This is a genomic window from Pseudomonas sp. FSL R10-1350 (genome assembly GCF_009600525.1).
Classification (GTDB): Bacteria; Pseudomonadota; Gammaproteobacteria; order Pseudomonadales; family Pseudomonadaceae; genus Aquipseudomonas; species Aquipseudomonas helleri.
In genome coordinates, this window is sequence record NZ_WIVR01000034.1 from 1 (window position 1) to 25,265 (window position 25,265).

Consider the following 25,265-nt stretch of genomic DNA (forward strand, 5'->3'; position numbering starts at 1 on the left):
GCTGGCGGGCAGCCATCAAGCGCGCTTTTACCGCGTCGGTGAACGGCTACCAGGGGGCAGCGTGTTGCGGCGGGTCGAGGTGTCGCACGTGGTGCTGTGGCGCAACAACCGCGAAGAGCGCCTGCTGCTCAAGCCGCCCGGTCGTCATGTGTTACCTGCCGGCCAAACGCCCGCCACACCGGCCCAGGCCACCTCCCTTTATCTGCGGCCCCTTGCCGAACAACCTTAGAGAAGCATCATGACCAGGCCCAACGTGTTCGGCATCGGCCGTCTTTTACTGTGTAGCCTTGTGCTCAGCACCGCGCTAGTGCAAAGCGATGTGCTGGCCGATGAGCCGTATTGGCAGTTGGCAATGAAAGACGCCGAACTGCGCGATATCGTGCAGGAAATGTCATCGGTGCTGGGCGCCACCATTGTGCTCGACCCTCGGGTGCAGGGCCGTATCACCGTCATATCTGAGGCGCCGCTGGACCGTGCCGGGGTGCGCGAGCTGTTTTACGCGGTACTGGATGCCCACGGTTTTGCCGTGGTCGACCAAGGTGATCGTTTATTGATCATTCCCGCTGCCGAGGCCAAAGCCCGCGCGGGCAACCCGGATGGCTCCGAGCAGGCCTTTGTCACCCAGGTCATCGAGCTTAATGCCAGCGTCGCGGCTGACGTGGCGGGCCTGCTGCGGCCCTTGGTATCGACCAACGGGTATGTCGGGCCTTCGGCGTCGGCCAATGCGTTGATCATTACCGACACCGCCTCCAATGCCCGGCGTATTGCCGAGCTGGTGCGCCAACTGGATGGCGGCACGCGCCATGACTATTCGGTGGTCGAGTTGCGCCATGCGCAGGCCAGTGATGTGGCCAAGGTCATGCAGCAGTCGCTGGGCAAAAAAGCGGAAGGGCCGGGCAGCCAGGTCATTGCCGATGCGTCGGCCAACCGGCTGGTGATTCTGGGCAACAAGGCGGTGCGTGAGCGCTTGAGCAAACTGGCGCATTCGCTGGACACACAGCCGACCCGGCAGTCCGAAAACTCGCGGGTCATTCGTCTTCGTCACAGTGATGCCAAACAATTGGCCGAGGTGCTCGATACCGTTGCCCAGGGCATGCAACAAGACACCGCGCTGGCTGGCGTTGCACAAAAGACCTCCGCCAGCGAGGTCATGGTGGCCGCCGATGAAAGCCAAAATGCGTTGGTGATCATGGCTGATCCGGCGAAAGTGCGAAGCCTGGAAAGCATCGTGCGCCAACTCGATCAGCCGCGCTCGCAAGTGTTGATCCATGCCGCCATTGTCGAAATCTCCGGCGACATTGTGAACACCCTGGGCGTGCAATGGGGGGTGAACAGTGGCAGCGTCCAGGGCGGTATCACCTTTCCGGGCACCAATATTCAGGTCGGCGCGCTCTCGGGGCCCGCTCCTGCGCTGCCCGAAGGGGCCGTGCTGCAATTGGGCGGTGACCGCTTCAATGCGTTGATCTCGGCGTTGGCCAGTGACACCAACAACAACGTGCTGTCCACACCCAGCTTGCTGACGCTGGACAATCAGGAAGCCGAGATTCTGGTGGGGCAAAACGTGCCCTTCAAGACCGGCTCCTACACGGGCACGGGCGATAGCTCGCAAAACCCGTTCACCACGGTGACCCGCCAAGACATCGGCATCAGCCTCAAAATCAAGCCGCACATCAACGACGGCAGCTCGTTGCGTTTAGAGGTTGCACAAGAAAACTCCGAATTGGCCCCTTCACTGCAAGGGGTGGATTCATCCGACCTGATCACCAACAAGCGCTTCCTGAAAAGCACCATCCTCGCCGAAGATGGCGAAATCATCGTCATCGGCGGCTTGATCAAAGACAGCGTGCGCACCCAGGTCAGCGGCGTGCCGTTGCTGCGCGACATTCCTTATTTGGGGGCGTTGTTTCGCTGGAGCAAAGATACCCACACCAAAACCAACCTGATGGTGTTTTTGCGCCCGACCATCGTGCGCAGCAAACATGATATTCGCGAGATCAGAGAAGACCGCTACAACGCGTTGCGAAACCTCAGCCAGCCATCGTCCAAAGACACTAACTCGTTGCTGCTGCCCAGCGACCCGCACCAGATGTTTGACGGCAACCTGCAAGACCCGAACGCCGTCGATCTGCGCCGTCCCGAGGCTGCCCGCCCATGAACCAGCCGCCGGTGCGCTTGCCTTATAGCTTTGCCCGGCGTTTCGGGGTGCTGCTGGACACCTCGACCCAGCCTGCAAGCCTGCTGATACGCAGCGACACGCCGCTGACCGTGCTGGCCGAAGTGCAGCGCCGGGCGGGCGTAGAGGTGCACGTGCAACGGGTATCGGATGCACACTTCAACGAGCGTCTTACCCACAGCTACAGCGCCGGGCAAAGCGCGGCCGAGCAAGTGGCGCAAGGGCTCGACAGCGAGCTCGACCTGATGAGCGTGGCCGAGCAAGTGCCGCAAACCGCCGACCTGCTGGAGCAGGAGGGCGATGCACCGATCATTCGTTTGATCAACGCGCTGCTGCGTGAGGCTATGCGTGAAAAAGCCTCGGATGTGCACCTGGAAACCTTCGAGCATTACCTGTCGGTGCGCATGCGCATCGATGGCCAACTGCGCGAAGTGCTGCGGCCCAAACGTGAGCTGGCGAACTTGCTGGTGTCGCGAATCAAAGTCATGGCGCGCCTGGACATCGCTGAAAAACGCGTGCCGCAAGACGGCCGCATCAGCCTGCGATTGGCCGGGCATGAAGTCGATGTGCGCGTCTCAACCTTGCCTTCGGCCCATGGCGAGCGCGTGGTGATGCGCCTGCTCGACAAACAGGCCGGGCGCCTCGACCTGCAATGCCTGGGCATGCCCGCAGCCACCCTGAGCCGCTTTGAACACATCCTGGCCCGGCCCCACGGGATTTTTCTGGTCACCGGGCCCACCGGCTCGGGCAAAACCACCAGCCTGTATGCCGCGCTCAGCCACCTCAACGCGCCGACCCGCAACATCCTGACCGTCGAAGACCCGGTGGAATACCACCTGCCGGGCATCGGTCAGACGCCGGTCAACAGCAAGGCCAACATGACTTTCGCCCGTGGGCTGCGGGCGATTTTGCGCCAGGACCCGGACGTGGTCATGGTCGGTGAAATCCGTGACCACGAAACCGCAGACATCGCCGTACAAGCCTCGCTCACCGGGCACCTGGTGCTGTCGACCCTGCACACCAACAGCGCAGTGGGCGCGGTCACCCGCCTGGTCGACATGGGCGTCGATGCCTACTTGCTGGCGTCTTCGCTGGTTGGCGTACTGGCCCAGCGCTTGTTGCGCACCCTGTGTGCCGACTGCAAAACCCCGTATCGCGCCGACCCGCTGCAATGCCAGCGCCTGGGGCTCGATCCACAGGCTGGCATCACCTTGTACCAGCCGCAGGGCTGCCGCCAGTGCCAGCAAGGTTATCGCGGGCGCACCGGGATTTACGAACTGGTCGGCATCACCCCGGCACTGGCCGAGCTGATTCATCAGGGGGCCAGCGAGCCGGATCTCATACGCGTGGCGCGCGAGCACGCTCCCAGCTTGTTTCAGGACGGCCAGCGCTTGGTGATCCAGGGCCTGACCAGCTTTGACGAACTGCTGCGCGTGACCTTGGAGGACTGAGCATGCCGACCTTTGACTACCGGGCGCAGGACGCCAACGGGCGCAACTGCCGAGGCCAGCAAGAGGCCGACAATGCCCGGCATGCGCGGCAGTTATTGCGCGAGCGCGGTTTGCGCCCGAGCCAGTTGAGCGAAGCCAGAACACACCGTGCAACGCGTTCGCGGGGGCGGCTGGGCGTTACGGATCTGGCCCTTGTCACGCGGCAACTGTCGACCTTGATCCATGCCGGTTTACCCCTCGAAGAAGCCCTGGGCGCGGTGGCGGCGCAGAGTGCCAAGCGCCATGTCAGCAGCGTATTGCTCGCGGTGCGTAACCGCGTCACCGAAGGCCATGCCTTGGCGACGGCGCTGTCAGCGTTCCCTCGGGCCTTCCCGGAATTATTTCGCGCCACCGTGGCGGCGGGCGAGCGCAGCGGCCATTTGGGCCATGTGCTCGAGCAGCTCGCCGACTACACCGAAGCCCGCCATGCCTCGCGCCAGAAGATCCAGCTGGCGCTGGTGTACCCGCTGATTTTATTGATTGCCTCGTTCGCCATCGTCGGCTTTCTGCTGGGCTATGTAGTGCCGGATGTGGTCAAGATTTTCGTCAACAGTGGCCAGCCGCTGCCCGTGCTGACCCGGGCGATGATCGCCCTGAGTACAGGGTTGCGTGACTACGGCTGGCTGTTGTTGCTGCTGGTGCTCGCCGCCCTGGGTGCGGCGCGTTGGGCGTTGCTGCAACCAGCCTTGAAGCTGCGCTGGCATGCGCTGCTGCTCAATGTGCCCATGGTCGGCGGGGTGCTGCGCGCCATGGAGGCGGCGCGTTTTGCCAGCACCTTGTCGATTCTGGGCAAAAGCGCCGTGCCGTTGGTGGATGCCCTGGAAATCTCGGCCACGGTGATCGCCAACCTCGCCATTCGCCACCGCATGCTCGATGTCGCCCGCACCGTACGCGAAGGCGCAACGCTGGCCAGCGGTCTGGAACGCAGCGGCGACATCCCTCCGATGATGCTGCACCTGATTGCCAGCGGCGAACGTGCCGGCGAGCTGGACAGCATGCTGGCGCGGGCCGCCGAACAGCAGGAAAAAACCCTCGCAGCGCGCATCGCGCTGGTGGTGAGTTTGTTTGAACCGATCATGTTGGTGCTGATGGGCGGCGTGGTTTTGCTGATCGTCATGGCCATCTTGTTGCCGATCCTTAGCCTCAATCAACTGGTGAATTGACCGATGAATACCCTTCGTACATCAACTCAACGTGGCTTTACCCTGATTGAAATCATGGTGGTGGTGGTCATCATCGGCGTGCTCGGCGCCATTGTCGTGCCGCAGTTCATGAGCCGCCCTGACCAGGCCAAAGTCACCGCGGCGCACACCGACATCCAGGCCATCAGCACCGCCCTGGAAATGTACCGCCTCGACACCTTCAACTACCCCTCGACCCAGCAAGGCCTTGAGGCGCTGGTGACACGCCCGTCCGGCACGCCGCTGGCGAGAAACTGGAACCCCCAGGGTTACCTCAAAAGCCTGCCGGTCGACCCTTGGGGCACGCCGTACCAATACCTCAACCCCGGCACCCATTCGGCCGGGTATGACCTGTTTTCCTTTGGCGCAGACGGCGTGCAGGGTGGCGAAGGCTTTGCCACGGACATTGGCAACTGGAGCAACTGAGGCATGCGCGATTCATCGCTGGGCTTCACCCTGATCGAACTGATGGTGGTGATCGTCATGATTGGCGTGCTGGTCTCAATGGTGCACATCAGCCAAGGTGACAAACGCGCCCGCGATGCGCGGCAAGAAGCGCAGGTCATGCTCGCCCTGATGCAGGGCCTGCGCGAAAAGGCCGTGCTGGAAGGCCAGGAATACGGCCTGCGACTGGAGCCCGAAGCCTACCAACAGATGCGCCTGCAAGGGACGATCTGGCAGGCCGTCGAAGCACCGGTGACGTTACCCCCCGGTGTGCAATTGACCCTGGTGCTGGAGGGGCGTGTGCACCGCCTTGGCGCCGGTGAACACACCCCGCAACTGCTGTGGCTCAGCAGTGATGAAAACACCCCCTTTGCCCTGCACTTTGAGAGCCCGCCGCTGCGCTGGCAGAGCCTCTACAGCGATGGCCTTGGCAACCCGTTGCTCGAAGCGTCCGAGGTCACGGATGCGCACTGAAAAAGGCTTTACCTTGCTGGAAGTGATGATCGCCCTGGCCATTTTCGCGACCCTGGCGGCGGCGGTCATGTCGGCCAGCCAATACGTCTTGGGGCAAAGCGCCCGGGTCCAAACCCGGCTGTTGGCGGGCTGGTTGGCCGACAATCATCTGAGCGAGCTGCACCTGCAAAGCGCGACCCTGGCCATGGGTTCAAAAACCCTCAACCAGCGTTTTGCCCAACGCGAGTGGCGCCTGTTTCAACACATCGCCAGCGAACCCGACACAGGCTTGTTACGCGTGGAGTTGAGTGTCAGCCCGGCGGGCAGTGATCAGGTATTGCTCAGCGTGACGCACTGGCTGGCGCGCAACCATGACTAAACCGCAAGCGGGCTTCACCTTGCTCGAACTGGTGATCGCCATCGCCATTTTTGCCTTGCTGGGCGTGGCCTGCTGGCGACTGTTTGACGGCGTGCTGCGCGCCGAACGCAGCAGCAGTGCCCACGAGCAAACCCTGCGCGGCTTGCAGCGCGCGGTGGCGTTGATTGAACGCGATGTATTGCACCTGCACACCTCGGCCAAGGCGCCGGGGCTGGCGCTGTATCCCAGCCAGCTCAATCTGCGCCGCGCCAACTGGCGCAACCCGCTGGGCCAGCCGCGCAGCGAACTGCAAGACGTCAGCTACAAATTTGAAAACGGCGAGCTTTGGCGCTACAGCCAGGGGCTGGAAGGCGGCGAACTGCAAAAGCAAAAACTGCTCACCGACGTGCGCGATCTGCGTTGGCGGCTGTACGACCCCGCGCTGGGTTGGCGCACCGATTGGCCTACCGGCAAAGCGGCCCCCAAGGGAACGCCTCAAGCCCTTGAATTGCAGTTTTCGGCGGGGCGATTTGAGCAGCTTCGTCGCGTGATGCTACTGCCGGAGGGCCAATGATGCGCAAGGGTCAGCAAGGCATTGCACTGCTCACCGTGCTGCTGGTGATGAGCCTTGCGCTGCTGGTGACTGCCGGTATGTTGCGCAGCCACCGCCTGGCCCTGCACAGCAGCGCTCAGCAACTCCATCAACTGCAATTGCGCCAGTCGGCGTTTGCTGGGGAAGCCTGGGGGCGAGAGCGTTTATACACGCTGCTGGCAGACCCCAAGTTGCCCGTTGCAGCAGGCCAGGCCTGGGCCAAAGGCCGGCCCGAATGGCTGATCGACAACGGCCAGATTGAGGTCGACATCGAAGACCTGGCCGCCCGTTTCAACGTCAGCACCTTGCTCACTCAAGGTGCTGTCGACGAGGTGCTGAAACAACGTTGGTTGCGCCTGCAAACCCGGCTCGACCTGCCGCCCGTCGACGCCAGCGCACTGCACGGCCTGAACCTGAGCGACATCAGCCAATTGCGCAGCGTGCCGGGTGTCGATGCCCGCTGGTACACGCGCATGCAGCCCTGGATCGCCCTGCTGGGCAAAGACGCGACCCTCAACATCAACACCGCCTCCGTCACGTTGCTCGCCACCCTCGAAGGCGTGACACCGGACATGGCCCGTCGCTTGGTGAGCGAGCGCCCGTTGCAGGGGTACGCCAGTGTTGAGGACTTCACCTTCACCCCGGCGCTGATCGGCCTGGGGGTTCAGGCAGCAGGGCTGGGCACCGCCAGCCGCTGGTTTCGCATCACCACCCACGTGCGCGTGGGGCAAAGCCGTTTACGCCTTGAAAGCGATATGGCCCGCAACCTCAAAACCGGTCGCTGGCACCTTCTCCAGCGGCGCTTTTTAGCCCCTGTACACAGCGAACCTTCTTGATGAACAGCCGGCTTTATCTCACCGCGCACAGCGATACGCGGGTCTACCTGTGGCACGGCGAAATAACCGCCCACGAAACCTCACTGAACGAGGCCGCCGAGCGACTGGGCGGGCACGATGTGCAGCTGATTCTGCCGATGGAAATGTGCAGCTGGCTGCTGACCGAGCCCTGGCCGGGTAGGCGCCGCCCCAGCGTTCAGGCCTTGGCCTTTGCGGTGGAAGATCAACTGGCGGATGACCTTGATGAACTGCACATCGCCGTCGGCCCCCTGGATGCGCAACGGCGTTATCCGTTGCTGGTGATTGAGCGTCAGCGCTTCAAACACCTCTTGGCGCAGTTACAGGCGCTCGGGTTGAACATCGTCAGCGTGTACGTGGATGCCGACCTCTTGCCCCGCGAGCAACCGGGCATCGCGTGGTGGGACGGGCGCTGGCTGGCGGGCGGCGCGCTGGACTTGCGCCTTGCGTTAACCCCTCAGGCGCTGGAGGCCCTGAAAGACGGGCCCCTCGGTACGGCGGTTGAACACACGTTTGATCCTGCTAGCGCACCGCCTGGCGCCATCAACCTGCTGCAAGGCGAATACCGGCGCACGTCGCAGCGGCTGCCGTGGCGGGGTGTCAGTGTGGCCGCCTTGCTGATTGTTGCCATGGCTGTGGGGGCGAGCCACCTGCGCAGCAGCTTCCTTGAGAGTGAAGCGGCGAGCCTCTACGCCCAGAGTGAACAGCGCTTTAAAGCGCTGTACCCGGAGCACACCCGCATCGTCGATTTGTCTGCGCAACTCAATGCCCTGCAACAACAAGGCGCGGCCCGGCAAAACGGGCACATGGCGCGCTTGCTTCAGCTAACCCAGCACGTGATCGGTGCCAGCAGCGTGGACGTGCAACGCATGGAATGGCGCGCCACAGTCGGCTGGACCTTAACCATCACCGCCAACAGCTTTGCCGAGCTTGAACACCTGCGCGAGCGCGGCCTGCAAAGCGCGCTGCCGATCACCTTGGGCAACGCCAGCCAACAGGGTAACCGGGTGCAAGCTTTACTCACCCTGGAGGACGCTTTATGAAGGCCCGTGTGCGTGAGCGCTGGCGGCAACTGCCACGCCGTGACCGCCAATTGTGCGGTGTACTCGCGGTATTTTTGCTGGCTGTGTATGGCTTCTACGGTGTGTGGCAGCCCGCGCAACAACGGCTGGCGGCGGCGCAAACGCTGTATGCCCAGCGCGTTGCTCAGGCGGCGGAGGTGCAGCGAGCACAGCCCACGCGCGCGATCCGCGTTTACACGCAACCGTTGAGCAGCCGCCTCAGCGAAAGCGCCGCGAGTGCGGGGCTTCAGGTGCAGCAGTTTGACGTGGACACCCAACGGTTACGCATCAGCCTGAGCGGCAATGCCATGGCGGTGCTGGCGTGGCTTAACCGTATCGAACAAGAAGGCGCCGAGTTCGAGAGCTTGAGCCTGGAAAAAAGCGCTCAGGTGCTGCAGGTGCAGCTACAGATCAGCAATCTATAAATCCGCTCTCACTATTACAGCCTGCTCATTCACGCGTTGTGGGTATTACCCGGCAGCGCGGGCAGCTTGGCCAGACGCAACGCCACCAGCAGGGCAATCACCAGCAAAGCGCCGATAAACGCGCCGATGCCGTTCCAGCCCGCGTAGTGCCAGAAAAAACCCCCGGCGGTCCCGGCCACACTCGACCCGGCGTAGTAGCAAAACAGGTACAGCGACGAGGCCTGGCCTTTGGCTTTGGTTGCACGGCGGCCGATCCAGCTGCTGGCCACCGAGTGCGCACCAAAGAAACCAAAGGTGAACAGCAGCATGCCGATAATTATCAGTGCGATGGGTTCGAACAGCGTCAGCGCGATGCCCGCCAGCATCAGCACAATCACCGCCCACAGCACTTTGCGACGGCCCAGCTTGTCCGCCAGTGCGCCAATCTGCGCCGAACTGTAAATGCCCGACAGGTACACCACCGAGAGTAAGCCCACCACGGCCTGGTTCATGTTGTACGGGTCGGCCAGCAAGCGATAACCGATGTAGTTGAACAGCGTCACAAAGCTGCCCATCAGCAAAAACGCTTCGAGAAACAGCCATGGCAAACCGGCGTCACGAAAGTGCATGGTGAAGCCGTTCAACAGGCTGCGCGGGTTCATGGTTTGCGGGCGGAAGTTACGCGACTCCGGCAAGATCTTCACAAACACCATGGCCAGCACCAACGCCAGGCCGCCAATCACCAGCATCGCCGTGTGCCAGCTGACAAAGTCGATCAACACGCCGGTGATCAAACGCCCGCTCATCCCGCCAATCGCATTGCCGCCGATGTACAACCCCATCGCCAGGCCAATGTGCTGCGGGTGGATCTCCTCGCTCAAGTAGGTCATGGCAACGGCGGCCAGCCCGCTCAGCGACAAGCCCACCAGCGCGCGGGTAATCAGCACGCCTTCCCAGCTCGGCATCCACGCACTGAGCACAGTGAACACCGCCGCGCTGAACAGCGCCGAGACCATCACCGGCTTACGCCCGATGGCATCAGAAATAGGCCCGGTCACCAACAGACCGATAGCCAGCATCCCGGTGGCCACTGACAAAATCAGACTGCTTTGCGCGGCGTTGATCTCGTATTCATGGGACAGCATCGGCATCATCGGCTGCACGCAATACAGCAAGGCAAACGTCGCAAAGCCCCCCGAGAACAGCGCCAGCACCGTGCGCATAAACATCGGCGTGCCTTTCTCGATAAATACGTCATTGAGTTGAGCGACAACATCATCCAGCGCCGTGGGCGGGACTTCGTGAGCGAGCGGGGCGACAGCAGTTTTCACGGGGACCTCATAACGCGTATAGCCAAACGGCAATGGCAAAAGAATATAGCCAGCTAACGATTCTTTCCAATATATTATTCGACCTGTTTGATAGGTTTAACGACTCAATGGAGCTTGCATGGAACTGCGCCATTTACGCTATTTCATCGCCGTCGCCGAAGAACTGCACTTTGGCCGGGCCGCCCAGGTGCTGGGCATCTCTCAACCGCCGCTGAGCCAGCAAATACAGGCGCTGGAAGAAGAGTTGGGGGCGCGGCTGTTTGAACGTACCAACCGTCGGGTCGCCCTTAGCGAAGCCGGGCGATTGTTTCTTGACGAAGCGCGCCAAGTGCTGGCGCAGGTGGATAAAGCCGCCGACGTCGCCCGCCGTGCGCAACTGGGCGAGCTGGGTGAAATGAAAATTGGCTTCACCTCTTCAGCGCCGTTCAATTCAAGCATTCCGCAGGCCATTTTTGCCTTTCGTCAGGCCTTCCCGGCGGTGCACTTAAACCTCCTGGAAATGAGCAGCCGCGACGTAGCCGAGGCATTGGTAGAAGAGTCGATAGAAATCGGCGTCATGCGCCCGTTCCCGCTGGCGGACTCGCTGGTGGCCGTCGAACTGTTCCGCGAGCCTTTGGTGGCGGTCATTCAGGCAGAACATCCGTTGGCCGAAGGCAGCGAAAGCGGCCTCTACATCGGGGCATTGGCTGACGAACCGTTCGTCTTCTTCCCGCGCAGTTATGGCAGCGGGTTATATGCGCAACTGCTGAGCCTGGCGCGCCAGGCCGGATTCAGCCCGCACATCGCCCAAGAAGCGGGCGAAGCCATGACCATCATTGGCTTGGTCTCTGCGGGTTTGGGCGTGTCCGTACTGCCAGCATCGTTCCAGCACATGCGCATCAAAGGCGTGGTCTACCGGCCCCTGCTCGACGCCGACTCCAGCACCGCCGTGTGGCTGGTGCAACGCAAAGGCAACCCCTCGCCAATGGCCAAAGCGTTTGCTGAACTGGTGACACGCAAGATGGTGAAGCCCGAGAAGTGAACGGATATCGCTGACATAACAAAAAGGCCTTCCTGACGAGAGGGAGTGTTAGGGGCTGATTCTTTGGGTGAGTTTCTTGGGTTAAACAAACAAGCGCGACTGATAGCCAAAGACTGGAAGGAGTACACCCTTTGACCGAAAAATTCACCCGCTGGGACAGCGCCGAATTCCTCAAAACTGAAGAGGATATAGGTTATTACCTGGAAGCTTGCATGGAGGAGGCTGGCGATGACCCTGCCTTTATTGCCAAAGCCCTTGGCACCATTGCGAGAGCGCGTGGCATGAGCCAAGTAGCGCGTGATGCAGGTCTTTCAAGAGAAAGCTTGTACCGAGCGCTGTCCGGGGAGGGCAACCCGGAATTTGGAACCATTCTTAAAGTAGCCAAGGCGCTGGGGCTAAAACTACACATCTCCAAGTGAACGGATGGGGCCTTCCTGATTCGGTTAGCGCCATATCACGGTTCATGCCGACGGCTGCGCTCGGCAGCACAGCGGCCAAGATCAAAAGATCGCGAGCAAGCTCGCGCCTACAGGGTGGTGTGGCGCACGCAAATCTTGTAGGAGCTGACGAGGTACGAAGGCTGCGATCGGCAGCGCAACGGCCGCAAAACCGTCCACAAGGGCCAAGATCAAAAGATCGCGAGACAAGCTCGCTCCTACAGGGTGGTGTGGCGCACACAAATCTTGTAGGAGCTGACGAGGTACGAAGGCTGCGATCGGCTGCGCAGCGGCCGCAAAACCCTCCACAACGGCCACGATCAAAAGACCGCAGCCTGTGAACGTTTTTTACCCGGCCAATAACTTATCCACAGACGCTTTGACCTGATGGATCAAATGCACCACCGCCAACGCCACGTCGCGGTTCAGGCCTTGCAGGTTATCGGCCGACGCATACGCCGTCGCAAGCGCGCACCGCAACAGTTCGTCAGTGTGTTCGAGGTTTTGTTCGTATTCGGGTGTGTGAGTCATGGTTCAGATCCTTTTGCTAATGAATAGCTGAACCCGTTTGCTTGCACACAAAGAGGGTGGCAGCCGTACGCGGGTGTGCAAGACCGGGGCAAAAGGAACCCGGCAGACCTGACGATCTCCCACGCACAACCGCCATAAAACCTGGGTATTAGGCGGTGACGCTTGATTTACCTTTTGCTATTCGAACTTGCACGTCCGGCCATCCATGAGGGATGACGAACCGCAGGCTAGCGATCGAAAGAGGCAGGCGCAAGGCCAAGGGATTCTCTAGGAATAGTCCTGCAAAGGAAAGAGACGAGACCTGCGAGTGACTGGGTGAGGCTGGAGATTGAGACATGTGCGGTCATAAAACTCGCCTGGTCCCTTGAAGGCAAAGTTGCTCAGAATCGTTTCTTTTACTTCGGGTTCAACCAATGCCCCTCCTTTATCAGCCAAAAGAAGGCAGCGTACTTATTTGTGACTTCAGGGGCCATGAAGTACCTGAAATGGTCAAAATCAGGCCTGTTGTGGTTATTCGTAAACACCGCACCAATAAACAGTTGGTGACGGTTATTCCTCTTAGCACAACTGAGCCCCAATCCATGCTGGGGCATCACCTTGAGTTGCAGAGTCATTTGCAGGGAGCGAACCCTATGTGCTGGGCAAAATGCGACATGCTGTCGACCGTTAGCCTCGCCCGACTGGATCGAATAAAAACGCGAGACCGTCAGGGCCGTCGTTGTTATGTGGTTTCACAACTTGAAACAGATGAGTTTATTGCAATCAAAGCCGCGGTCCGCTGCGCTCTCGGCTTGTGACACGCGTTTGATTCGACCAACGGGACGTACTCAAGGTTGCCTTAAGCCTCCTTCAGCGCAATACTCGCCACGTTCCCGAAAGGGGCTTGTGAGACTCGGAGGATCCTGGGCAACCAGCCATCACCGAGCCGGACAGACACAGCGCGATGACAAGCCCGTCTGTTTGTGAATAAGGCGCCGCGAGGCGCCTTTGTCGTTTTTGGGGCCAGCCCCCAGACGCTCAATTCACCTTCGACAAATCGCCTTTCAGCGCCACGCCCGCAATGATCGCGCCTGCGTGGCATTCGTAGGTTTTCGGGTCTTTGCGTTCGTTGCGTTTGTAGTAGCTGGTGATGTCGGTCACGGCGTTGGCACCGGCTTTTTTGGCCGCGTCATGCAGGGTGATCAACGCCGATTGCAGCGCCCAGGAACACGCCTGGTAGTCAGTTTTGTTGAAGGCGTTGGTCTTTTTGTTGGTCACGGCGCCGGGGCTGAGTACGCTGACTTTGCCGCTCGGCGTGTTGCCCGCGAGGTAAAATTTGACGCTGCCGTCGATTTTGCCGGTGCTGATGGCTTCGGTGACCACCTGATCAAACGGCAAGTACAAGGTGGTGTCGCGGGCCTGGCTCACGGCAGGCAGGGCGGACAGCAGAAGGGTGGCAGCTGCCAACGTTTTGATGTTCATAGGGGGTCTCCTTGACCTCATGACCAGCGGCGAAAAATCAACGAGGTGTTGACGCCGCCGAAGGCAAAATTGTTGTTCATCACATAGTCGTTGTGCATCACGCGACTTTCGCCGCGCAGGTAGTCCAGTTCAGCGCAGCGTGGGTCTACGTTGTGCAGGTTAAGCGTGGGCACGTAGCGGTCGCGGTTCATCATCTCGATGCTGAACCACGACTCCAGCGCGCCACAGGCCCCCAAAGTGTGGCCCAAAAAACTCTTCTGCGAGCTGATGGGCATGTGTTTGCCAAACACGTCATGGGTGGCCTGGGTTTCGGCGATGTCGCCTTGTTCGGTGGCGGTGCCGTGACCGTTCACATAGCCGATGGCCTGAGCGGCAAGTCCCGCGTCTTCCAGCGCCAGTTCCATGGCCCGGCGCATGGTGCTGACCTCGGGGCGGGTGGTGTGCTGGCCGTCTGCATTGCTGCCAAAACCGACGATTTCAGCATGGATGTGCGCACCGCGAGCCAGTGCATGTTCCAGCTCTTCGAGCACCAGCATGCCGCCCCCTTCGCCGATCACCAGACCATCGCGGCCACTGTCATAGGGGCTTGGGCTGGTGTGCGGGGCGTCGTTTTTAAGGCTGGTGGCGTACAGCGCGTCAAACACCATGGCTTCGGTGGGGCATAACTCTTCTGCGCCGCCTGCGAGCATCAACGGCAGGCGGCCGAACTTGATGGCTTCGTAGGCATAACCAATGCCCTGGCTGCCGCTGGTGCAGGCGCTGGAGGTCGGGATCAACCGCCCGGTAAGGCCAAAGAAAATGCTGATATTCGCAGCCGTGGTGTGCGGCATCATGCGCACGTAGCTGTTGGCGTTAAGACCTTCGGCCACTGAGTTGAGCAACATGTTGCCGAAGGCTTTGATTTCGTCCGTGCTGCCGGTGGACGAACCGCACGCCACGCCCATGCGCCCGTCCTGAATGATCGGGTTGCCCAGCAAGCCCGCGTCTTGCAAGGCCTGCTCCGCTGCCCCCACCGCCAGGCGCGAGACGCGGCCCATGCTGCGCAGTTGTTTGCGGGTCCAGTGTGGGGGCACGGCAAAGTCATCAATGGGCCCGGCCAAACGGGTGTTGAGTTCGGTAAAGCGGTCCCACTCGTCCATGCGCCGAATGCCGCTACGCCCCGCCTCAAAATGGGCCACGATGCTGGCCCAGTCACTGCCCAACGAGGTGATGCCGGTCATGCCGGTAACGACGACGCGCTTCATCAGCACAAGCCTCCGTTGACGGCCAGCACCTGGCGGGTGATATAGCCCGCTTCGGCCGACATCAAAAAGTTGACCGCCCCGGCGACTTCTTCCGGGGTGCCCATGCGTTGGGCAGGGATCATTTTCATCAGTTCTTCAACGGGTACATTCTCGTCCAGCATGGCGGTGTCGATCAGGCCCGGCGCCACACAGTTAACCGTGATTTTGCGCTTGCCCAGCTCAATGGCGAGGGCTTTGGCGGCGCCGATCAGCCCGGCTTTGGAGGCGCTGTAATTGACCTGGCCGCGATTGCCGATCAGGCCCGATACCGAGGTGATGCACACAATGCGCCCGGCCTGACGACGGCGGATCATGGGCATCATGACCGGGTGCAGGACGTTGTAAAAACCGTCGAGGTTGGTGCGCATCACCACGTCCCAATCGTCTTCGCTGAGGGCTGGAAACGCGCCGTCACGGGTCAGCCCGGCATTGAGCACCACGCCGTAATAAGCACCGTGGGTTTCAACATCGGCTTCCAGTATTGCCCGGCACTGGGCGCGGTCCGATACGTCGAACTGCAGCACGCGGGCGTTGCGGCCCAGTGCTTGCACGTGCGCCATGACGCTGTCGGCTTCGCTGCGCCCACTGCGACAGTGCAGCACCAGATCGAAACCGGCCTGGGCCAGACGCAACGCGATGGCACGGCCAATGCCACGGCTAGAGCCGGTGACCAAAATGGACTCAGTCATGGCGAGCCTCCTGAGATGCTTGGGCAAGGTAGTTTTCAGCCTGAGGCGGACGGAACACGTTCAGGCGGGCGGTGGCGTGGATCTGTGGGCCGGTCAGGTGGCACTCAAACACGCCCATGCCGTTGTCGTCTTCGAGCGAGCGCACGGCGTGGATCTGTAACTCAGCGCCGAGCGGGAAGTGCTCAACGTTGCATTCAAACTTGCGGGTGCCGAGCAAAAAGCCCAGCGCCACGGGGTTGCCTGCCTGACGCGCGCGGCAACCGGCATAGGCGGCCACGCTTTGCGCCATCAACTCGACGCCGACCCAGGCCGGCAGGCTGCCGTCTGCGCGGTTAAACAGGCCGCCAGGGCGGACAGTTACGCGGGTGTGGATGGTTTCTTCATCAAATGCCAGCACGTGATCGATCAAGATCATGTCGCCAGCGTGGGGCAGCAATTCGGCGAGCGGCCAATCAATCATGGAGCGTCTCCGATAATCAGGCTGACGTTATTACCGCCGAAGGCAAACGAGTTGCTCATCAGGCAGCGTGGGTGTTCGGGGGCCAGGGTAAGGCCTGGGGTGACCCAGTTCAGCGCGGGCAACTGCGGGTCGGGCTGGCCATCCCAGAGGTGCGGGGGCAAGGCATTACCGTGGCTCAGGCTCAACCAGCAAAATGCGGCCTCCAGCGCCCCGGCTGCCCCCAGAGTGTGGCCGGTCATGGGTTTGGTTGACGAGCACGGTACACCGTGTGGGAACACCTGGGCCACGGCCTGGCTTTCCATGGCGTCGTTGTGCTGGGTTGCCGTGCCATGCAGGTTCAAGTAGCCGATCTGGCTGGCCTGCAACCCTGCACGTTGCAAGGCCTGCTGCATGGCGTTGACTGCGCCCCGGCCGCTGGGCTCGGGGGCAGAAATATGGTGCGCATCCGAGCTGGCGCCTGCGCCCAGCAAGGCGATCGGTTGCGCGCCGCTGGCCTGTTTGCTCATTAAAAACAGGGCCGCGCCTTCGCCAATATTGATGCCGCGACGGTTGACCGAAAACGGGTTGCAACGCTCATCGGCCACGGCTTCAAGGGCAGCAAAGCCATTGAGGGTCAGCGTGCATAAACTGTCGACGCCGCCGCACAGCACCACGTCGCACAGGTTCATGCGCAGCAGGCGCTGGGCGCTCATCAGGGCGCGGGCGCTGGAGGTGCAAGCCGTCGAAATAACATAGGTCGGCCCGCTGATGTTCAGCCACGCGGCCAGAAACTCAGCCGGTGCACTCAGCTCTTGCTGGCGGTAGTCGTAATCGCTGGGGAAATGCTGGTGCTGCGCGTAGTGGGCAATGCCATGGCAGGCTTCGTCGATGCCCGAGGTGCTGGTGCCCAGCACGACAGCGATGCGGTCACGGCCATAGGTCTGGATCGCTTGCTCAATGTCATCGCCAATCTGCAATGCCGCCTCAAGCAATAGCTGATTATTGCGGCTGTTGTGGCGCGCAAGGTGTGCCGGGATCGCTGGCAACTCGCCTTGCACCTGCGCCACTGCGACCGGGCGCTCAGGGATCCAGCCGGCTGTTTGCTGCATGCCCGAGCAGTCACCGGCAAACAGGTGCTGCGCGACGTCCTTGGGCCCGTGGCCCAGTGAACAAACGATGCCCAAGGCATTCAGGTACGCAGTCATGGGGCCGTCTCGGTGTTGAGTGGGCTGAGGGTGTAGTGCACGCCATTGTCCAGATCGATGCTAAACACCTGCGGTTGTACATAGTGCACCTGCCAGCGGCGTTCGAGCGCACGGCGATCAGCGCTGGAGGTTGCCTGCGGGTAATTGTCGGCCAACTGGTCGGCAGGCGTGAGTGCAAACAGCAGCGCGGCGAACAGTTCCCGCGCCTCGGGGTTGGGTGGCAGCAAGCCGTCTGCTTGCCAGTGCTGGTTGTGCAGTAATTGCCGCGCCAGCGGGATCCCCAGAGGGTCCATTAACGACCAGCGTAGCCCGGCGTCCTCTTGCTGAATCACCAGCAGCCAGTCCTGGCGCTGTTCGGCCTGCTGACGCTGGACAAGCAACTGCATCGGCAGCGTCAGGCTGGGCATGTGTTTGGGCAAGGGCAGGCTGGTGCAGCCACTTAACAGCAGGAGCATGAAGATGCCAAGGGCTGCGAACAGGCTATAACGGCGTGTCATTGATCTTTGCCTTGCAACGGTTTGCGGGCCACCACGTTGACCAGGGTTTCTTCCCGCTGGCCCACCGGCTTGGCAGGGCGCAAGCCAAAGCGTTCCAACAGCCCGAAATCGGTCGCACGGCTCCACCACAGGTAGGGGTAAGAGACGTTCTGCGCGTCAAATTCAAAGCCCTGGTCGCGGATCATTTCCAGGTATTGCGCCGCGCTTTTCTGTACGTGCATGGGGTGGCGGAACAGCCAGCGAATCACCCAGGTGTCGATGTAGGCTTCGGTGGACTCGGCGAACAGCAAATAGCCGCCCGGCTTGAGCACGCGATAGAACTCGGCCAGCGCCCGGTCTTGTTGCACCAGGTGGTGGAAGGTCTGGTGACAGAACAGCAGGTCGACGCTGGCATCGGGCACGTTCAGTTCAGCGCAGTCGCTGCCGATCAGCTCAACGTCGAATCCTTGGCGGCGGGCCTCTTCGCGGCTCAGCTCAAGGCTCAGCGGGTCGGCATCGAGCCCGATCAAACGCTTGGGGGCGAAGGTTGCCTGCAGGTACTGGAACGACTTGCCCTGCCCGCAACCGGCATCCAGGATGACCGGTGCAGACGGCGGCGGCTCGCTGAACAAGCCGCGCAAATCATTGATCGCCACCCGCAGTACATGGTGTTGCCAGGTGTGGCTGCGCAAAAACCAAAACCCGAACCGGGTTTCTTCTACGTAGGTATCGCTAAGGGGTTTCATGGGGCCTCCGTGGCAATGAAGAATAACGCGGGGTGTGCGGCGTTTGCTGACCGGCCCACGGCGCGAGCATAAAGCTGAAGGCCAGGCCGAGGCTCACCGACAATCCGAAGTTGCTGACTGCGGGCGTGCTGGACACCGCCAGCAAACCGAACGACAGCCAGGTGGTCAGCGCGGCGAGCAAGGTGCCGAGCAGGCTGACGGCAGCCCCGCCGATGTGTTCACGCATCAAAATCGCGTAATCGACGCTGATCGCCGTCACCAGCAATAACCCGAACAGGCTGAACAGGGTCAGCGGCTGCCCCAACCAGCCGAGGCTGGCCACGCTGCACAGTGCGGCTAACAGCGGCAGTGCAACAATGCGCAGCGCGCCGCTTAAGCCAAAGGGCGCGATCAACAGCAAGACGATCAGCACGCACGACAACAGCTTCAGTTCTGCCGCGCTGATCTGGGTGTCCGCGAACACGCCATTCAAGTCGCCCAAGCGGTCTACCCACTGCACGCCGGGCAGGCCCTGGGCCTGTTCGCGCAACAGGTCGGGGTTGTTCAAGCCTTGCAAGCTGACCATGGCGGCCACGCCGTTGCCCTGTTTGCCCAGCCACAACGCGCGCCACGGTTCGGCCAATGGCCCGGTGAGTGCGGCGTCGATAGTTTGCTCGGGCAACGCTTCTAACTGTGCGAGTTCATGTTGCAGCGCGGCCTCGGGCACGCCCAGTTCCAGCAGCGGTTGCCAGTGCTGTGGCAGTTGCTTCAAGGCCGTGCGCAGGTGTTGTTGCTCGCTCGGCAGGCTGACCAATTGGCCCAGGGCCAAATAGCCTTGTAGCTGGCCGGTGCTGACCAGTTGATCCAGGCGCTCGCGCAGCACGGTTTGGCGTTCAAGCAGTTGCTGCTCATTGTCGGCCCGCACCAAAAAGAACTGGCTGGTCGGTTGGTAGCCGGTAATGCGCGCAATGGCCTGGGCGTGTGCCGTCAGTTGAGGCGGCGCACCGACCCATTGGCGAATATCGTTTTTGCTGGTCAGTTGCCACACGCCTGCTGCACAAAAGGCCAGCAATAAGGCCAATAGCGCGGGCGTGGGGACTTTTTTCAACAGCGCTGCCCGCGCATCCAGCAGGCGTTGTGCGAGGTGCAACGGCCATTGCGCGGGCTGTAACGTCATACCGTTGAGCAGCGCGGGTAGCAGGCACACGGCGCTCAGATACGCCCCGACCAAGCCTGCGGCCGAGAAGATCGCGATTTGGGTCAACGCGGGAAACGGGGTAAACGCCAAGGCCAGATAACCGATGCAACTGGTGGCCAGGCTCAGGCTCAAGCCGGGCAATGTCAGGCGCACGGCAGGCCAACTGCGCCACGGTTTCAGGCTCCAGCTTTTAGACAGGTAATGCAGCGGGTAATCGACGGCCACGCCGATCAGGCTGGAGCCCAGCACTAACGTCATCACGTGCAGGCTGCCAAACAAACCGACGCAGGCCACGGCGCCAAACAGCATGCCCACCAGCACTGGAACAAAGGCCAGCAGCACGCGCCAGCGGCGAAATGCGAGCAGCAACAGGAGCAAAATTCCGAAGGTGGCCCCGCCGCCTACCCAGGTGATCTCACGGGTGGCTTGTTGTTGGCCGCTGGCGGCGTAGAGCAGGCCACTGGCGGCGAGCAGCTGCACGTTCTGGCTGGCAGCCTGTTCGCGGCTGCGTTCAACCAGTGCGGCCACTTGCAGGGGCAGCTTCATGTCAAAGGCATTGCCCTGCGTGCGTGCGCGCAGCAATACCCAACTTTTGCCGTCGGCGTCAGCGATCAAGGCGCCGCTGCCGATGTCCAGTTGCACTGCGCCGCGTTGCGGCTGGCTGTTCTGGATGCGCCCAGTCAGGCCCAGCCAGTCGTCCTGGCTGGGTACCAGGCTAAAGCCGCTGAACGGGTCGAACAGCGCTTGCACGCGTTGCTGGATAAAGGCGTCAGGGTGTTCGATCAGTTGTGTGCGGTCAGCTTGCGCGAGCATTGCCAGGCGCCCGCGCAGCAGTTGCTCGCGCAGGGCGGGCAAGTCGGCTTGCAGGTTCCACTGGACCTTTTCAAACAGCCCGCTGGCCTGCCACTGCTCGCCCAACTGGCGAGCGATGTTAATGGCTTGCTGGCGATCAGCGCTGCCCACCAGCAGCAGCACCTCTCGGTTGAGGGGTTCTTGCATGCGCTGCTCGGCGCTCTGTAGCAGTGCGTCCGGAGTGTGGCCGGGCACCAGTTCCATGAGGTTGGCCGACAGCGGCGGGCCATGCCGCCATTGCCAGCCGGCCAGGGCGAGCACGGCCAGCAGCAGGATCAAAAAGCCCCGGGGCAACCAGCGTTCACTGCGCAAAGTCGTGCTGCTCCGCGTCGCTCAAGGGTAAGTGGCGGGTGCTGTTTTGCAGCTTCAGCACGGTGCTGTCGCCTTGGGTTTCCTGCAACTCAATGCGCTGCACCAGTTCGCCGCCGTCGATGTTGATCTGTGTGAACACCTGCTTGAGCAACAGCGAGCGCGGGGTCAGGGTGAGCGTCCACTGCGTCGGTTGGCCTTGCAGGCGCAGCTCGAAATCACGCGCAAGCCCGCTGCTGTCGCCTTGCAGCACGGCGAGGAACAGGCGGTTCTGCTCGGCGCCTGCGCTCTTGCCGGGGAGCATTTGCCACTCGCTGCCATTGCGTCGGGCAATGCCGAGGGCGGTGATGCGGTAGTCCTGCTTCAGCGGGGAGTTGAGTTGCCACAACAGGCCGTGCTCTTTGGCCAGCACAAAGGTGCCGGTACTGGTCAGCGGCTTGGGTAGCGCGCGCAAGTGTTTTTCCTGGACGAAATCACCGTGGATCACCTGCGGCCTGGCCAGTTGATCGCTCAGTTGTTGCAGGTCGAAGGCGTGGGCCAATGGTGATAATCCGAGCAGCAAAGCGGCTACGTACGCCTTGTAGTCGCTGCCGAAGGCTGCGATAAGAGCCGAAAAACGCGACCCCTTCGGGCTCGATCGCAGCCTGCGGCAGCGACTACACAGAGCAGCAATCAGCTTCATGCCAGCACCTTCGCAATCGCATCGATCAAGCATTTGGGCGACGCCAGTTGCATTTCCCGGTCGGCAATCCTGACCGCGACCTGCACCGTGCAGGCGCGGGTCAGGCGTTCGCCGGTGGCCGCATCGGTGATCAGGTAGTTGATCTTCAGACGGTTCTCCCACTCCACGAGGCTGGCGCGAACGTTGATCCGTTGGCCGAAGGTGGCGCCGCGCACATAGCGCAGTTGCAGGTCGATCACCGGCCACGCGTAGCCCGCGTCGAGCATCTGCGTGTAGTTGTGCCCGATGTGATCGAGCAAGGCGCAGCGGGCGACTTCGAGGTATTTGACGTAATGCCCGTGCCACACCACGTGCATCGTGTCGATATCGAAAAACGGCACCAGGACTTCGGTGTCGACGTGCAAAACGCCTTTGCTACGCATGCAGCCTCCAGTGTTGTTGGGCAATACGGGCCAGGCACAGGCGCAGTTCGGCTTCCAGTGCGCGGTCTTCAATGACGGGGGCGAAATCCTTGGCCAGTTCAGCGTGCATGTCGGCCAGTGCGGTGGGTAGCGGGCGGGCGTCTGCGTCGCGGCTGCGCAGCCACACACCCTGGTGGGCAGCCAGCAACGTCGCGGCGGCCACTTGCTCGGTCAGCTCCAGCACACGAATGGCGTCACGGGCGGCAATGGTGCCCATGCTCACTTTGTCCTGGTTGTGGCATTCGGTTGAGCGCGAGAAGACGCTGGCCGGCATCGTGTTTTTCAGGGCTTCGGCGGTCCAGGCGCTGGCGCCGATCTGTACCGCTTTAAAGCCGTGGTTGAGCATCGCCCGTTCGGCGCTGGCGCCCGAGAGGTTGCTTGGCAAGCCGTGGTTGTAACGTACGTCTACCAACAGCGCGAGTTGGCGATCAAGCAGGTCAGCGACGTTGGCCACCAGGGTTTTGAGGCTGTCCATGGCGAAGGCAATGTGCCCGCCATAGAAGTGCCCGCCGTGCAGCACGCGTTCTTCTTCGGCGTCGATGATCGGGTTGTCGTTGGCGCTGTTGAGTTCGACTTCGATAAACCCGCGCAGCCAGTTCAGGCTGTCAGCCAGAACGCCCAGCACATGGGGCGCGCAGCGCAGCGAGTAACGGTCTTGCAGGCGATGCAGCGGCGCGGTCGGGGCGTCGATGGCGAGGTCCTGGCGCAACCATGCCGCCACTTGCATTTGCCCTGGATGCGGCTTGGCGGCGAACAGACGCTCATCGAAGTGTTCAGGGTTACCTTGCAACGCCACCACGTTGAGTGCCGTGATGCGGGTCGCCAACTTGAGCAGGTAATCGGCGCGGGCGTACGCCAGGCACGCAAGGCCGGTCATCACGGCCGTGCCGTTCATCAGCGCCAGCGCTTCCTTGGGCCGCAGTACCAGCGGCGTCCAGCCCAGTTCGCGGTGCACGTCAGCCGCTAGGCGGCGCTCGCCGTTGAACATGACCTCGCGCTCGCCCGACAAGGTGGCCGCCACATAAGACAGCGGCGTCAGGTCACCGCTGGCGCCTACCGAGCCCTCTTCGGGGATGAGCGGCAAAATGTCGTGGGCGATAAACCCTTGCAGGCGCTCCAGCAGTTCAACCCGCACCCCGGACACCCCGTGGCACAGCGACTGCAAGCGGGCGGACAGCACGGCGCGGGTCGCCTGGGCATCAAGCATTTTGCCCAGGCCACAGCCGTGGAAGGTGTAGAGGTGACGTGGCAGCGCTTCGACATGCTCCAGCGGCACCGCCACCACGCACGAGTCGCCGTAGCCGGTGGTCACGCCGTAGATCACGCCTTCTTTGTCGAGCAATGAGTCAAGAAAGCGCGCGCCTTTGGCGATGCGTTCGCGGTACTCGGCGTCGTCTTGCAAACGGGTCGGCACCTGACGATTGGCCAGGGCCAGCACGTCTTCAATGCGCAATGGGGTTTGGCCGAAGGTTACTGGCTCATGCTGATGCGTCGTCATCGGTTTTCCAGAAAGGGTAAAAGTTAAACCATTGTTGCGGCGCCTCAAGGCAGTAATGCCCCAGCCGTTCGGCATAGCGCGCCGCCCACTCGGCGATCACCTGTTCGCGGTCGCTGCGCCGCCATTCAATGGCCTCGGCGAAGGGTTCGATAACCACCCGATAGCGGCCTTGGTGTTTCAGGCAAAACAATAAATTGACAGGGCACTTGAGCAACCCGGCCAGCAACCACGGGCCTTGCGGGAAGGGCGCCGGGTGGCCGAGAAAGTTGACCTGCGCTGTGCGGGCGCCATGCAGCGGCACGCGGTCACCGGCAATGGCCAGCCACTCGCCGTTTTCCAGGCGTTGGCTCAATTGCAGCATGACGCCGGGGTTGAGCTCGCTGACTTGAATCAGCCGCACATGCGTGGCCCCGGCCTCGCCCAGCAAACGGTTGAAGTGCTCGGCATGGCGGGTGTGCACCAGCACGTTCAGGGTGATCTTCTCACCCAGTTCAGCGAGGGCCCGGCACACCTCAAGGTTGCCCAAATGAGCGCCCACCAGCATTTGCCCGCGCTCACTGCGCATTTGCTCGCGCAGCCGGGCGGGGTCGATGATCTCGATGTCTTGGGTCTTGAGGCGGCCGTTCCACACGTCGAGCTTGTCGAGCAGCGCGTCGGCAAACGCCATGAACTGGCCGAACACCCGCCACGGCGTGGGGCGCAAGGCGGGCTGCCCGCTCCAGTCGGCCAAGTGCTGCTGGTAGTGCCAGATGCTGCGTCGGGCTTTGCGGCCGAAGACAAAAAAGTACAGCACGATGGCGTACAACACGGGGGCCAGCAGGCGGCGACCGAGTACTTTGACCCCGAAGGCCGTGAGCTTCATCAGCCAAAAATTGCCCCGCTCTTTATGCTCGGCCCAATGCTGTGGTGTCTCGCTCATGCCCGCCAGCGCCTCCATAGAATGCTCGGCAAACGCACCAACATGCCGAAAAACAGCTTGGTGTGCATGGCTGAGATCAGGGCGTTGTCATGGAACAGGCGAAAGTGCGACAGGCCGTCTTGCGGGTAATGCACCTTGGTCGCCAGCCACTGCATCGGCTGGTTGCGCCACGCCAGACGCACGAGAATCTCGGGGTCGAAGTCCATGCGTTTGCCCAGCTTGACCGAGTCCAGCAGCGCCAGTGTCGGCGCCAGCGGGTACACCCGAAAGCCGCACATCGAGTCGGGAATACGCAGTGACAGGCTGTTGATCCACACCCACACGTGGGTCAGGTAGCGTGCATATAAACGGCCTTTGGGCACGCTGGCGTCGTATTGCGGGTAACCGCAGATCAGCGCCTCGGGGTTGTGCTGTGAGGCCTGGATAAAGGTCGTGACATCGCTGAGGTCGTGCTGGCCGTCGGCATCGACTTGCAGCGCATGGGTAAAGCCCAGGCGCGAGGCCTCGCGCAAACCGGCCATGACGGCGCCGCCTTTGCCTTGGTTGACGGCCAGGCGCACCAGGTAGATGTGCTCGTGCCGGGCCAGTTCGGTGAGCACGGCGCTGCACGCGGGGCTGCTGGCGTCGTCGACCAGCACACAGGGCAAACCTGCGGCCTGCAACGCCTCGACCACGGCGGGCACGGCGGTTTCATGGTTGTACACCGGGATCACGGCGCAGGGGTTATGCATGACGGTC

General features: G+C 61.8%; 28 protein-coding genes and 1 pseudogene. 14 read left to right on the top strand and 15 right to left on the bottom strand.

What is annotated here, in order from left to right:
• From GHO25_RS26130 to gspM, 11 genes and pseudogenes are all read left to right on the top strand, one after another.
• Nucleotides 1-229 (top strand): annotated as a pseudogene (locus GHO25_RS26130) (hypothetical protein); the annotation flags it as partial.
• A gap of 9 nt (nucleotides 230-238) precedes the next feature.
• A complete protein-coding gene (gene gspD, locus GHO25_RS15575) occupies nucleotides 239-2,155 on the top strand; it encodes a type II secretion system secretin GspD (protein ID WP_153391177.1) in 1,917 nt (638 codons plus the stop codon).
• Nucleotides 2,152-3,624, top strand: a complete 1,473-nt coding sequence (gene gspE / locus GHO25_RS15580; RefSeq protein WP_153391178.1) for a type II secretion system ATPase GspE — start codon at nucleotides 2,152-2,154, stop codon at nucleotides 3,622-3,624. The genes gspD and gspE overlap by 4 nt, the downstream gene beginning before the upstream one ends.
• 2 nt (nucleotides 3,625-3,626) lie before the next feature.
• Entirely contained in the window at nucleotides 3,627-4,826 is a 1,200-nt protein-coding gene (gene gspF / locus GHO25_RS15585; protein WP_153391179.1) for a type II secretion system inner membrane protein GspF, read from the top strand.
• A gap of 3 nt (nucleotides 4,827-4,829) precedes the next feature.
• Nucleotides 4,830-5,270 (top strand): type II secretion system major pseudopilin GspG, encoded by a 441-nt coding sequence (gspG, locus tag GHO25_RS15590; RefSeq protein ID WP_153333666.1) that lies wholly within the window; start codon nucleotides 4,830-4,832, stop codon nucleotides 5,268-5,270.
• A gap of 3 nt (nucleotides 5,271-5,273) precedes the next feature.
• Entirely contained in the window at nucleotides 5,274-5,762 is a 489-nt protein-coding gene (gspH, locus tag GHO25_RS15595) for a type II secretion system minor pseudopilin GspH (protein ID WP_153391180.1), read from the top strand.
• Nucleotides 5,752-6,120: a type II secretion system minor pseudopilin GspI gene (gene gspI, locus GHO25_RS15600; RefSeq protein ID WP_153391181.1), complete on the top strand. Its 369-nt coding sequence runs from the start codon at nucleotides 5,752-5,754 to the stop codon at nucleotides 6,118-6,120. Before gspH ends, gspI begins: the two co-directional genes overlap by 11 nt.
• Nucleotides 6,113-6,673, top strand: a complete 561-nt coding sequence (locus tag GHO25_RS15605) for a type II secretion system protein GspJ (protein WP_153391182.1) — start codon at nucleotides 6,113-6,115, stop codon at nucleotides 6,671-6,673. The genes gspI and GHO25_RS15605 overlap by 8 nt, the downstream gene beginning before the upstream one ends.
• Entirely contained in the window at nucleotides 6,670-7,527 is an 858-nt protein-coding gene (locus GHO25_RS15610) for a general secretion pathway protein GspK (protein WP_153391183.1), read from the top strand. Before GHO25_RS15605 ends, GHO25_RS15610 begins: the two co-directional genes overlap by 4 nt.
• Nucleotides 7,527-8,588 (top strand): type II secretion system protein GspL, encoded by a 1,062-nt coding sequence (gene gspL / locus GHO25_RS15615; protein ID WP_153391184.1) that lies wholly within the window; start codon nucleotides 7,527-7,529, stop codon nucleotides 8,586-8,588. Before GHO25_RS15610 ends, gspL begins: the two co-directional genes overlap by 1 nt.
• The gene (gene gspM / locus GHO25_RS15620; RefSeq protein WP_153391185.1) at nucleotides 8,585-9,031 is read left to right on the top strand and encodes a type II secretion system protein GspM; all 447 of its coding nucleotides are present in this window, start codon (nucleotides 8,585-8,587) and stop codon (nucleotides 9,029-9,031) included. Before gspL ends, gspM begins: the two co-directional genes overlap by 4 nt.
• 29 nt (nucleotides 9,032-9,060) lie before the next feature.
• Here the strand turns inward: gspM and GHO25_RS15625 are convergent, their stop codons facing one another.
• Nucleotides 9,061-10,239, bottom strand: coding sequence for an MFS transporter (locus GHO25_RS15625; protein ID WP_372240944.1), 1,179 nt, complete (start codon nucleotides 10,237-10,239; stop codon nucleotides 9,061-9,063).
• A gap of 220 nt (nucleotides 10,240-10,459) precedes the next feature.
• Here GHO25_RS15625 and GHO25_RS15630 point away from each other — a divergent pair, with 220 nt between their 5' ends.
• Both GHO25_RS15630 and GHO25_RS15635 read left to right on the top strand, forming a co-directional pair.
• Entirely contained in the window at nucleotides 10,460-11,362 is a 903-nt protein-coding gene (locus GHO25_RS15630; RefSeq protein ID WP_153391186.1) for a LysR family transcriptional regulator, read from the top strand.
• Between the two features lie 131 nt (nucleotides 11,363-11,493).
• Nucleotides 11,494-11,781 carry an addiction module antidote protein gene (locus tag GHO25_RS15635; protein ID WP_048366693.1) on the top strand — a complete coding sequence of 96 codons (288 nt, stop codon included), beginning with the start codon at nucleotides 11,494-11,496 and terminating at the stop codon, nucleotides 11,779-11,781.
• Between the two features lie 366 nt (nucleotides 11,782-12,147).
• Here the strand turns inward: GHO25_RS15635 and GHO25_RS15640 are convergent, their stop codons facing one another.
• The gene (locus tag GHO25_RS15640) at nucleotides 12,148-12,330 is read right to left on the bottom strand and encodes a DUF6124 family protein (protein ID WP_048366692.1); all 183 of its coding nucleotides are present in this window, start codon (nucleotides 12,328-12,330) and stop codon (nucleotides 12,148-12,150) included.
• Nucleotides 12,331-12,743: 413 nt separating this feature from the next.
• Here GHO25_RS15640 and GHO25_RS15645 point away from each other — a divergent pair, with 413 nt between their 5' ends.
• Nucleotides 12,744-13,127 carry a type II toxin-antitoxin system PemK/MazF family toxin gene (locus GHO25_RS15645; protein WP_082148601.1) on the top strand — a complete coding sequence of 128 codons (384 nt, stop codon included), beginning with the start codon at nucleotides 12,744-12,746 and terminating at the stop codon, nucleotides 13,125-13,127.
• 220 nt (nucleotides 13,128-13,347) lie between these two features.
• Here the strand turns inward: GHO25_RS15645 and GHO25_RS15650 are convergent, their stop codons facing one another.
• The 13 genes from GHO25_RS15650 to GHO25_RS15710 are packed head-to-tail and all read right to left on the bottom strand — an operon-like array spanning nucleotide 13,348 to nucleotide 25,258.
• Nucleotides 13,348-13,791: an excinuclease gene (locus GHO25_RS15650; protein ID WP_153391187.1), complete on the bottom strand. Its 444-nt coding sequence runs from the start codon at nucleotides 13,789-13,791 to the stop codon at nucleotides 13,348-13,350.
• A 17-nt stretch (nucleotides 13,792-13,808) separates the two neighbouring features.
• Complete coding sequence (locus GHO25_RS15655; protein ID WP_153391188.1) at nucleotides 13,809-15,035, bottom strand: beta-ketoacyl-ACP synthase; 1,227 nt, start codon at nucleotides 15,033-15,035, stop codon at nucleotides 13,809-13,811.
• On the bottom strand, nucleotides 15,035-15,763 hold the full coding sequence (locus GHO25_RS15660) for a 3-ketoacyl-ACP reductase FabG2 (protein ID WP_048366688.1): 729 nt from the start codon (nucleotides 15,761-15,763) through the stop codon (nucleotides 15,035-15,037). The genes GHO25_RS15655 and GHO25_RS15660 overlap by 1 nt, the downstream gene beginning before the upstream one ends.
• A complete protein-coding gene (locus GHO25_RS15665; protein ID WP_048386350.1) occupies nucleotides 15,756-16,223 on the bottom strand; it encodes a hotdog family protein in 468 nt (155 codons plus the stop codon). Before GHO25_RS15665 ends, GHO25_RS15660 begins: the two co-directional genes overlap by 8 nt.
• The gene (locus tag GHO25_RS15670; protein WP_153391189.1) at nucleotides 16,220-17,407 is read right to left on the bottom strand and encodes a beta-ketoacyl-[acyl-carrier-protein] synthase family protein; all 1,188 of its coding nucleotides are present in this window, start codon (nucleotides 17,405-17,407) and stop codon (nucleotides 16,220-16,222) included. Before GHO25_RS15670 ends, GHO25_RS15665 begins: the two co-directional genes overlap by 4 nt.
• Complete coding sequence (locus GHO25_RS15675) at nucleotides 17,404-17,904, bottom strand: DUF3261 domain-containing protein (protein WP_153391190.1); 501 nt, start codon at nucleotides 17,902-17,904, stop codon at nucleotides 17,404-17,406. The genes GHO25_RS15670 and GHO25_RS15675 overlap by 4 nt, the downstream gene beginning before the upstream one ends.
• The gene (locus tag GHO25_RS15680) at nucleotides 17,901-18,629 is read right to left on the bottom strand and encodes a class I SAM-dependent methyltransferase (protein WP_048366684.1); all 729 of its coding nucleotides are present in this window, start codon (nucleotides 18,627-18,629) and stop codon (nucleotides 17,901-17,903) included. The genes GHO25_RS15675 and GHO25_RS15680 overlap by 4 nt, the downstream gene beginning before the upstream one ends.
• A complete protein-coding gene (locus GHO25_RS15685; protein WP_153391191.1) occupies nucleotides 18,616-20,970 on the bottom strand; it encodes an MMPL family transporter in 2,355 nt (784 codons plus the stop codon). The genes GHO25_RS15680 and GHO25_RS15685 overlap by 14 nt, the downstream gene beginning before the upstream one ends.
• On the bottom strand, nucleotides 20,960-21,649 hold the full coding sequence (locus GHO25_RS15690; protein WP_153391192.1) for an outer membrane lipoprotein carrier protein LolA: 690 nt from the start codon (nucleotides 21,647-21,649) through the stop codon (nucleotides 20,960-20,962). Before GHO25_RS15690 ends, GHO25_RS15685 begins: the two co-directional genes overlap by 11 nt.
• Entirely contained in the window at nucleotides 21,646-22,071 is a 426-nt protein-coding gene (locus tag GHO25_RS15695) for a thioesterase family protein (protein WP_048386338.1), read from the bottom strand. Before GHO25_RS15695 ends, GHO25_RS15690 begins: the two co-directional genes overlap by 4 nt.
• Nucleotides 22,064-23,608 carry a histidine ammonia-lyase gene (hutH, locus tag GHO25_RS15700; RefSeq protein ID WP_153391193.1) on the bottom strand — a complete coding sequence of 515 codons (1,545 nt, stop codon included), beginning with the start codon at nucleotides 23,606-23,608 and terminating at the stop codon, nucleotides 22,064-22,066. The genes GHO25_RS15695 and hutH overlap by 8 nt, the downstream gene beginning before the upstream one ends.
• Complete coding sequence (locus tag GHO25_RS15705; protein WP_153391194.1) at nucleotides 23,589-24,527, bottom strand: glycosyl transferase; 939 nt, start codon at nucleotides 24,525-24,527, stop codon at nucleotides 23,589-23,591. Before GHO25_RS15705 ends, hutH begins: the two co-directional genes overlap by 20 nt.
• Nucleotides 24,524-25,258 carry a glycosyltransferase family 2 protein gene (locus tag GHO25_RS15710; RefSeq protein WP_153391195.1) on the bottom strand — a complete coding sequence of 245 codons (735 nt, stop codon included), beginning with the start codon at nucleotides 25,256-25,258 and terminating at the stop codon, nucleotides 24,524-24,526. The genes GHO25_RS15705 and GHO25_RS15710 overlap by 4 nt, the downstream gene beginning before the upstream one ends.
• Between the last annotated feature and the right edge of the window lie 7 nt (nucleotides 25,259-25,265).

Excerpts from the sequence above, each read along its gene's own strand:
- gspD (WP_153391177.1), top strand. The coding sequence starts at position 239 with ATGACCAGGCCCAACGTGTTCGGCATCGGCCGTCTTTTACTGTGTAGC.
- gspE (WP_153391178.1), top strand. The coding sequence starts at position 2,152 with ATGAACCAGCCGCCGGTGCGCTTGCCTTATAGCTTTGCCCGGCGTTTC.
- gspF (WP_153391179.1), top strand. The coding sequence starts at position 3,627 with ATGCCGACCTTTGACTACCGGGCGCAGGACGCCAACGGGCGCAACTGC.
- gspG (WP_153333666.1), top strand. The coding sequence starts at position 4,830 with ATGAATACCCTTCGTACATCAACTCAACGTGGCTTTACCCTGATTGAA.
- gspH (WP_153391180.1), top strand. The coding sequence starts at position 5,274 with ATGCGCGATTCATCGCTGGGCTTCACCCTGATCGAACTGATGGTGGTG.
- gspI (WP_153391181.1), top strand. The coding sequence starts at position 5,752 with ATGCGCACTGAAAAAGGCTTTACCTTGCTGGAAGTGATGATCGCCCTG.
- GHO25_RS15605 (WP_153391182.1), top strand. The coding sequence starts at position 6,113 with ATGACTAAACCGCAAGCGGGCTTCACCTTGCTCGAACTGGTGATCGCC.
- GHO25_RS15610 (WP_153391183.1), top strand. The coding sequence starts at position 6,670 with ATGATGCGCAAGGGTCAGCAAGGCATTGCACTGCTCACCGTGCTGCTG.
- gspL (WP_153391184.1), top strand. The coding sequence starts at position 7,527 with ATGAACAGCCGGCTTTATCTCACCGCGCACAGCGATACGCGGGTCTAC.
- gspM (WP_153391185.1), top strand. The coding sequence starts at position 8,585 with ATGAAGGCCCGTGTGCGTGAGCGCTGGCGGCAACTGCCACGCCGTGAC.
- GHO25_RS15625 (WP_372240944.1), bottom strand. The coding sequence starts at position 10,239 with ATGTTTATGCGCACGGTGCTGGCGCTGTTCTCGGGGGGCTTTGCGACG.
- GHO25_RS15630 (WP_153391186.1), top strand. The coding sequence starts at position 10,460 with ATGGAACTGCGCCATTTACGCTATTTCATCGCCGTCGCCGAAGAACTG.
- GHO25_RS15640 (WP_048366692.1), bottom strand. The coding sequence starts at position 12,330 with ATGACTCACACACCCGAATACGAACAAAACCTCGAACACACTGACGAA.
- GHO25_RS15645 (WP_082148601.1), top strand. The coding sequence starts at position 12,744 with ATGCCCCTCCTTTATCAGCCAAAAGAAGGCAGCGTACTTATTTGTGAC.
- GHO25_RS15650 (WP_153391187.1), bottom strand. The coding sequence starts at position 13,791 with ATGAACATCAAAACGTTGGCAGCTGCCACCCTTCTGCTGTCCGCCCTG.
- GHO25_RS15655 (WP_153391188.1), bottom strand. The coding sequence starts at position 15,035 with ATGAAGCGCGTCGTCGTTACCGGCATGACCGGCATCACCTCGTTGGGC.
- GHO25_RS15660 (WP_048366688.1), bottom strand. The coding sequence starts at position 15,763 with ATGACTGAGTCCATTTTGGTCACCGGCTCTAGCCGTGGCATTGGCCGT.
- GHO25_RS15665 (WP_048386350.1), bottom strand. The coding sequence starts at position 16,223 with ATGATTGATTGGCCGCTCGCCGAATTGCTGCCCCACGCTGGCGACATG.
- GHO25_RS15670 (WP_153391189.1), bottom strand. The coding sequence starts at position 17,407 with ATGACTGCGTACCTGAATGCCTTGGGCATCGTTTGTTCACTGGGCCAC.
- GHO25_RS15675 (WP_153391190.1), bottom strand. The coding sequence starts at position 17,904 with ATGACACGCCGTTATAGCCTGTTCGCAGCCCTTGGCATCTTCATGCTC.
- GHO25_RS15680 (WP_048366684.1), bottom strand. The coding sequence starts at position 18,629 with ATGAAACCCCTTAGCGATACCTACGTAGAAGAAACCCGGTTCGGGTTT.
- GHO25_RS15690 (WP_153391192.1), bottom strand. The coding sequence starts at position 21,649 with ATGAAGCTGATTGCTGCTCTGTGTAGTCGCTGCCGCAGGCTGCGATCG.
- GHO25_RS15695 (WP_048386338.1), bottom strand. The coding sequence starts at position 22,071 with ATGCGTAGCAAAGGCGTTTTGCACGTCGACACCGAAGTCCTGGTGCCG.
- hutH (WP_153391193.1), bottom strand. The coding sequence starts at position 23,608 with ATGACGACGCATCAGCATGAGCCAGTAACCTTCGGCCAAACCCCATTG.
- GHO25_RS15705 (WP_153391194.1), bottom strand. The coding sequence starts at position 24,527 with ATGAGCGAGACACCACAGCATTGGGCCGAGCATAAAGAGCGGGGCAAT.
- GHO25_RS15710 (WP_153391195.1), bottom strand. The coding sequence starts at position 25,258 with ATGCATAACCCCTGCGCCGTGATCCCGGTGTACAACCATGAAACCGCC.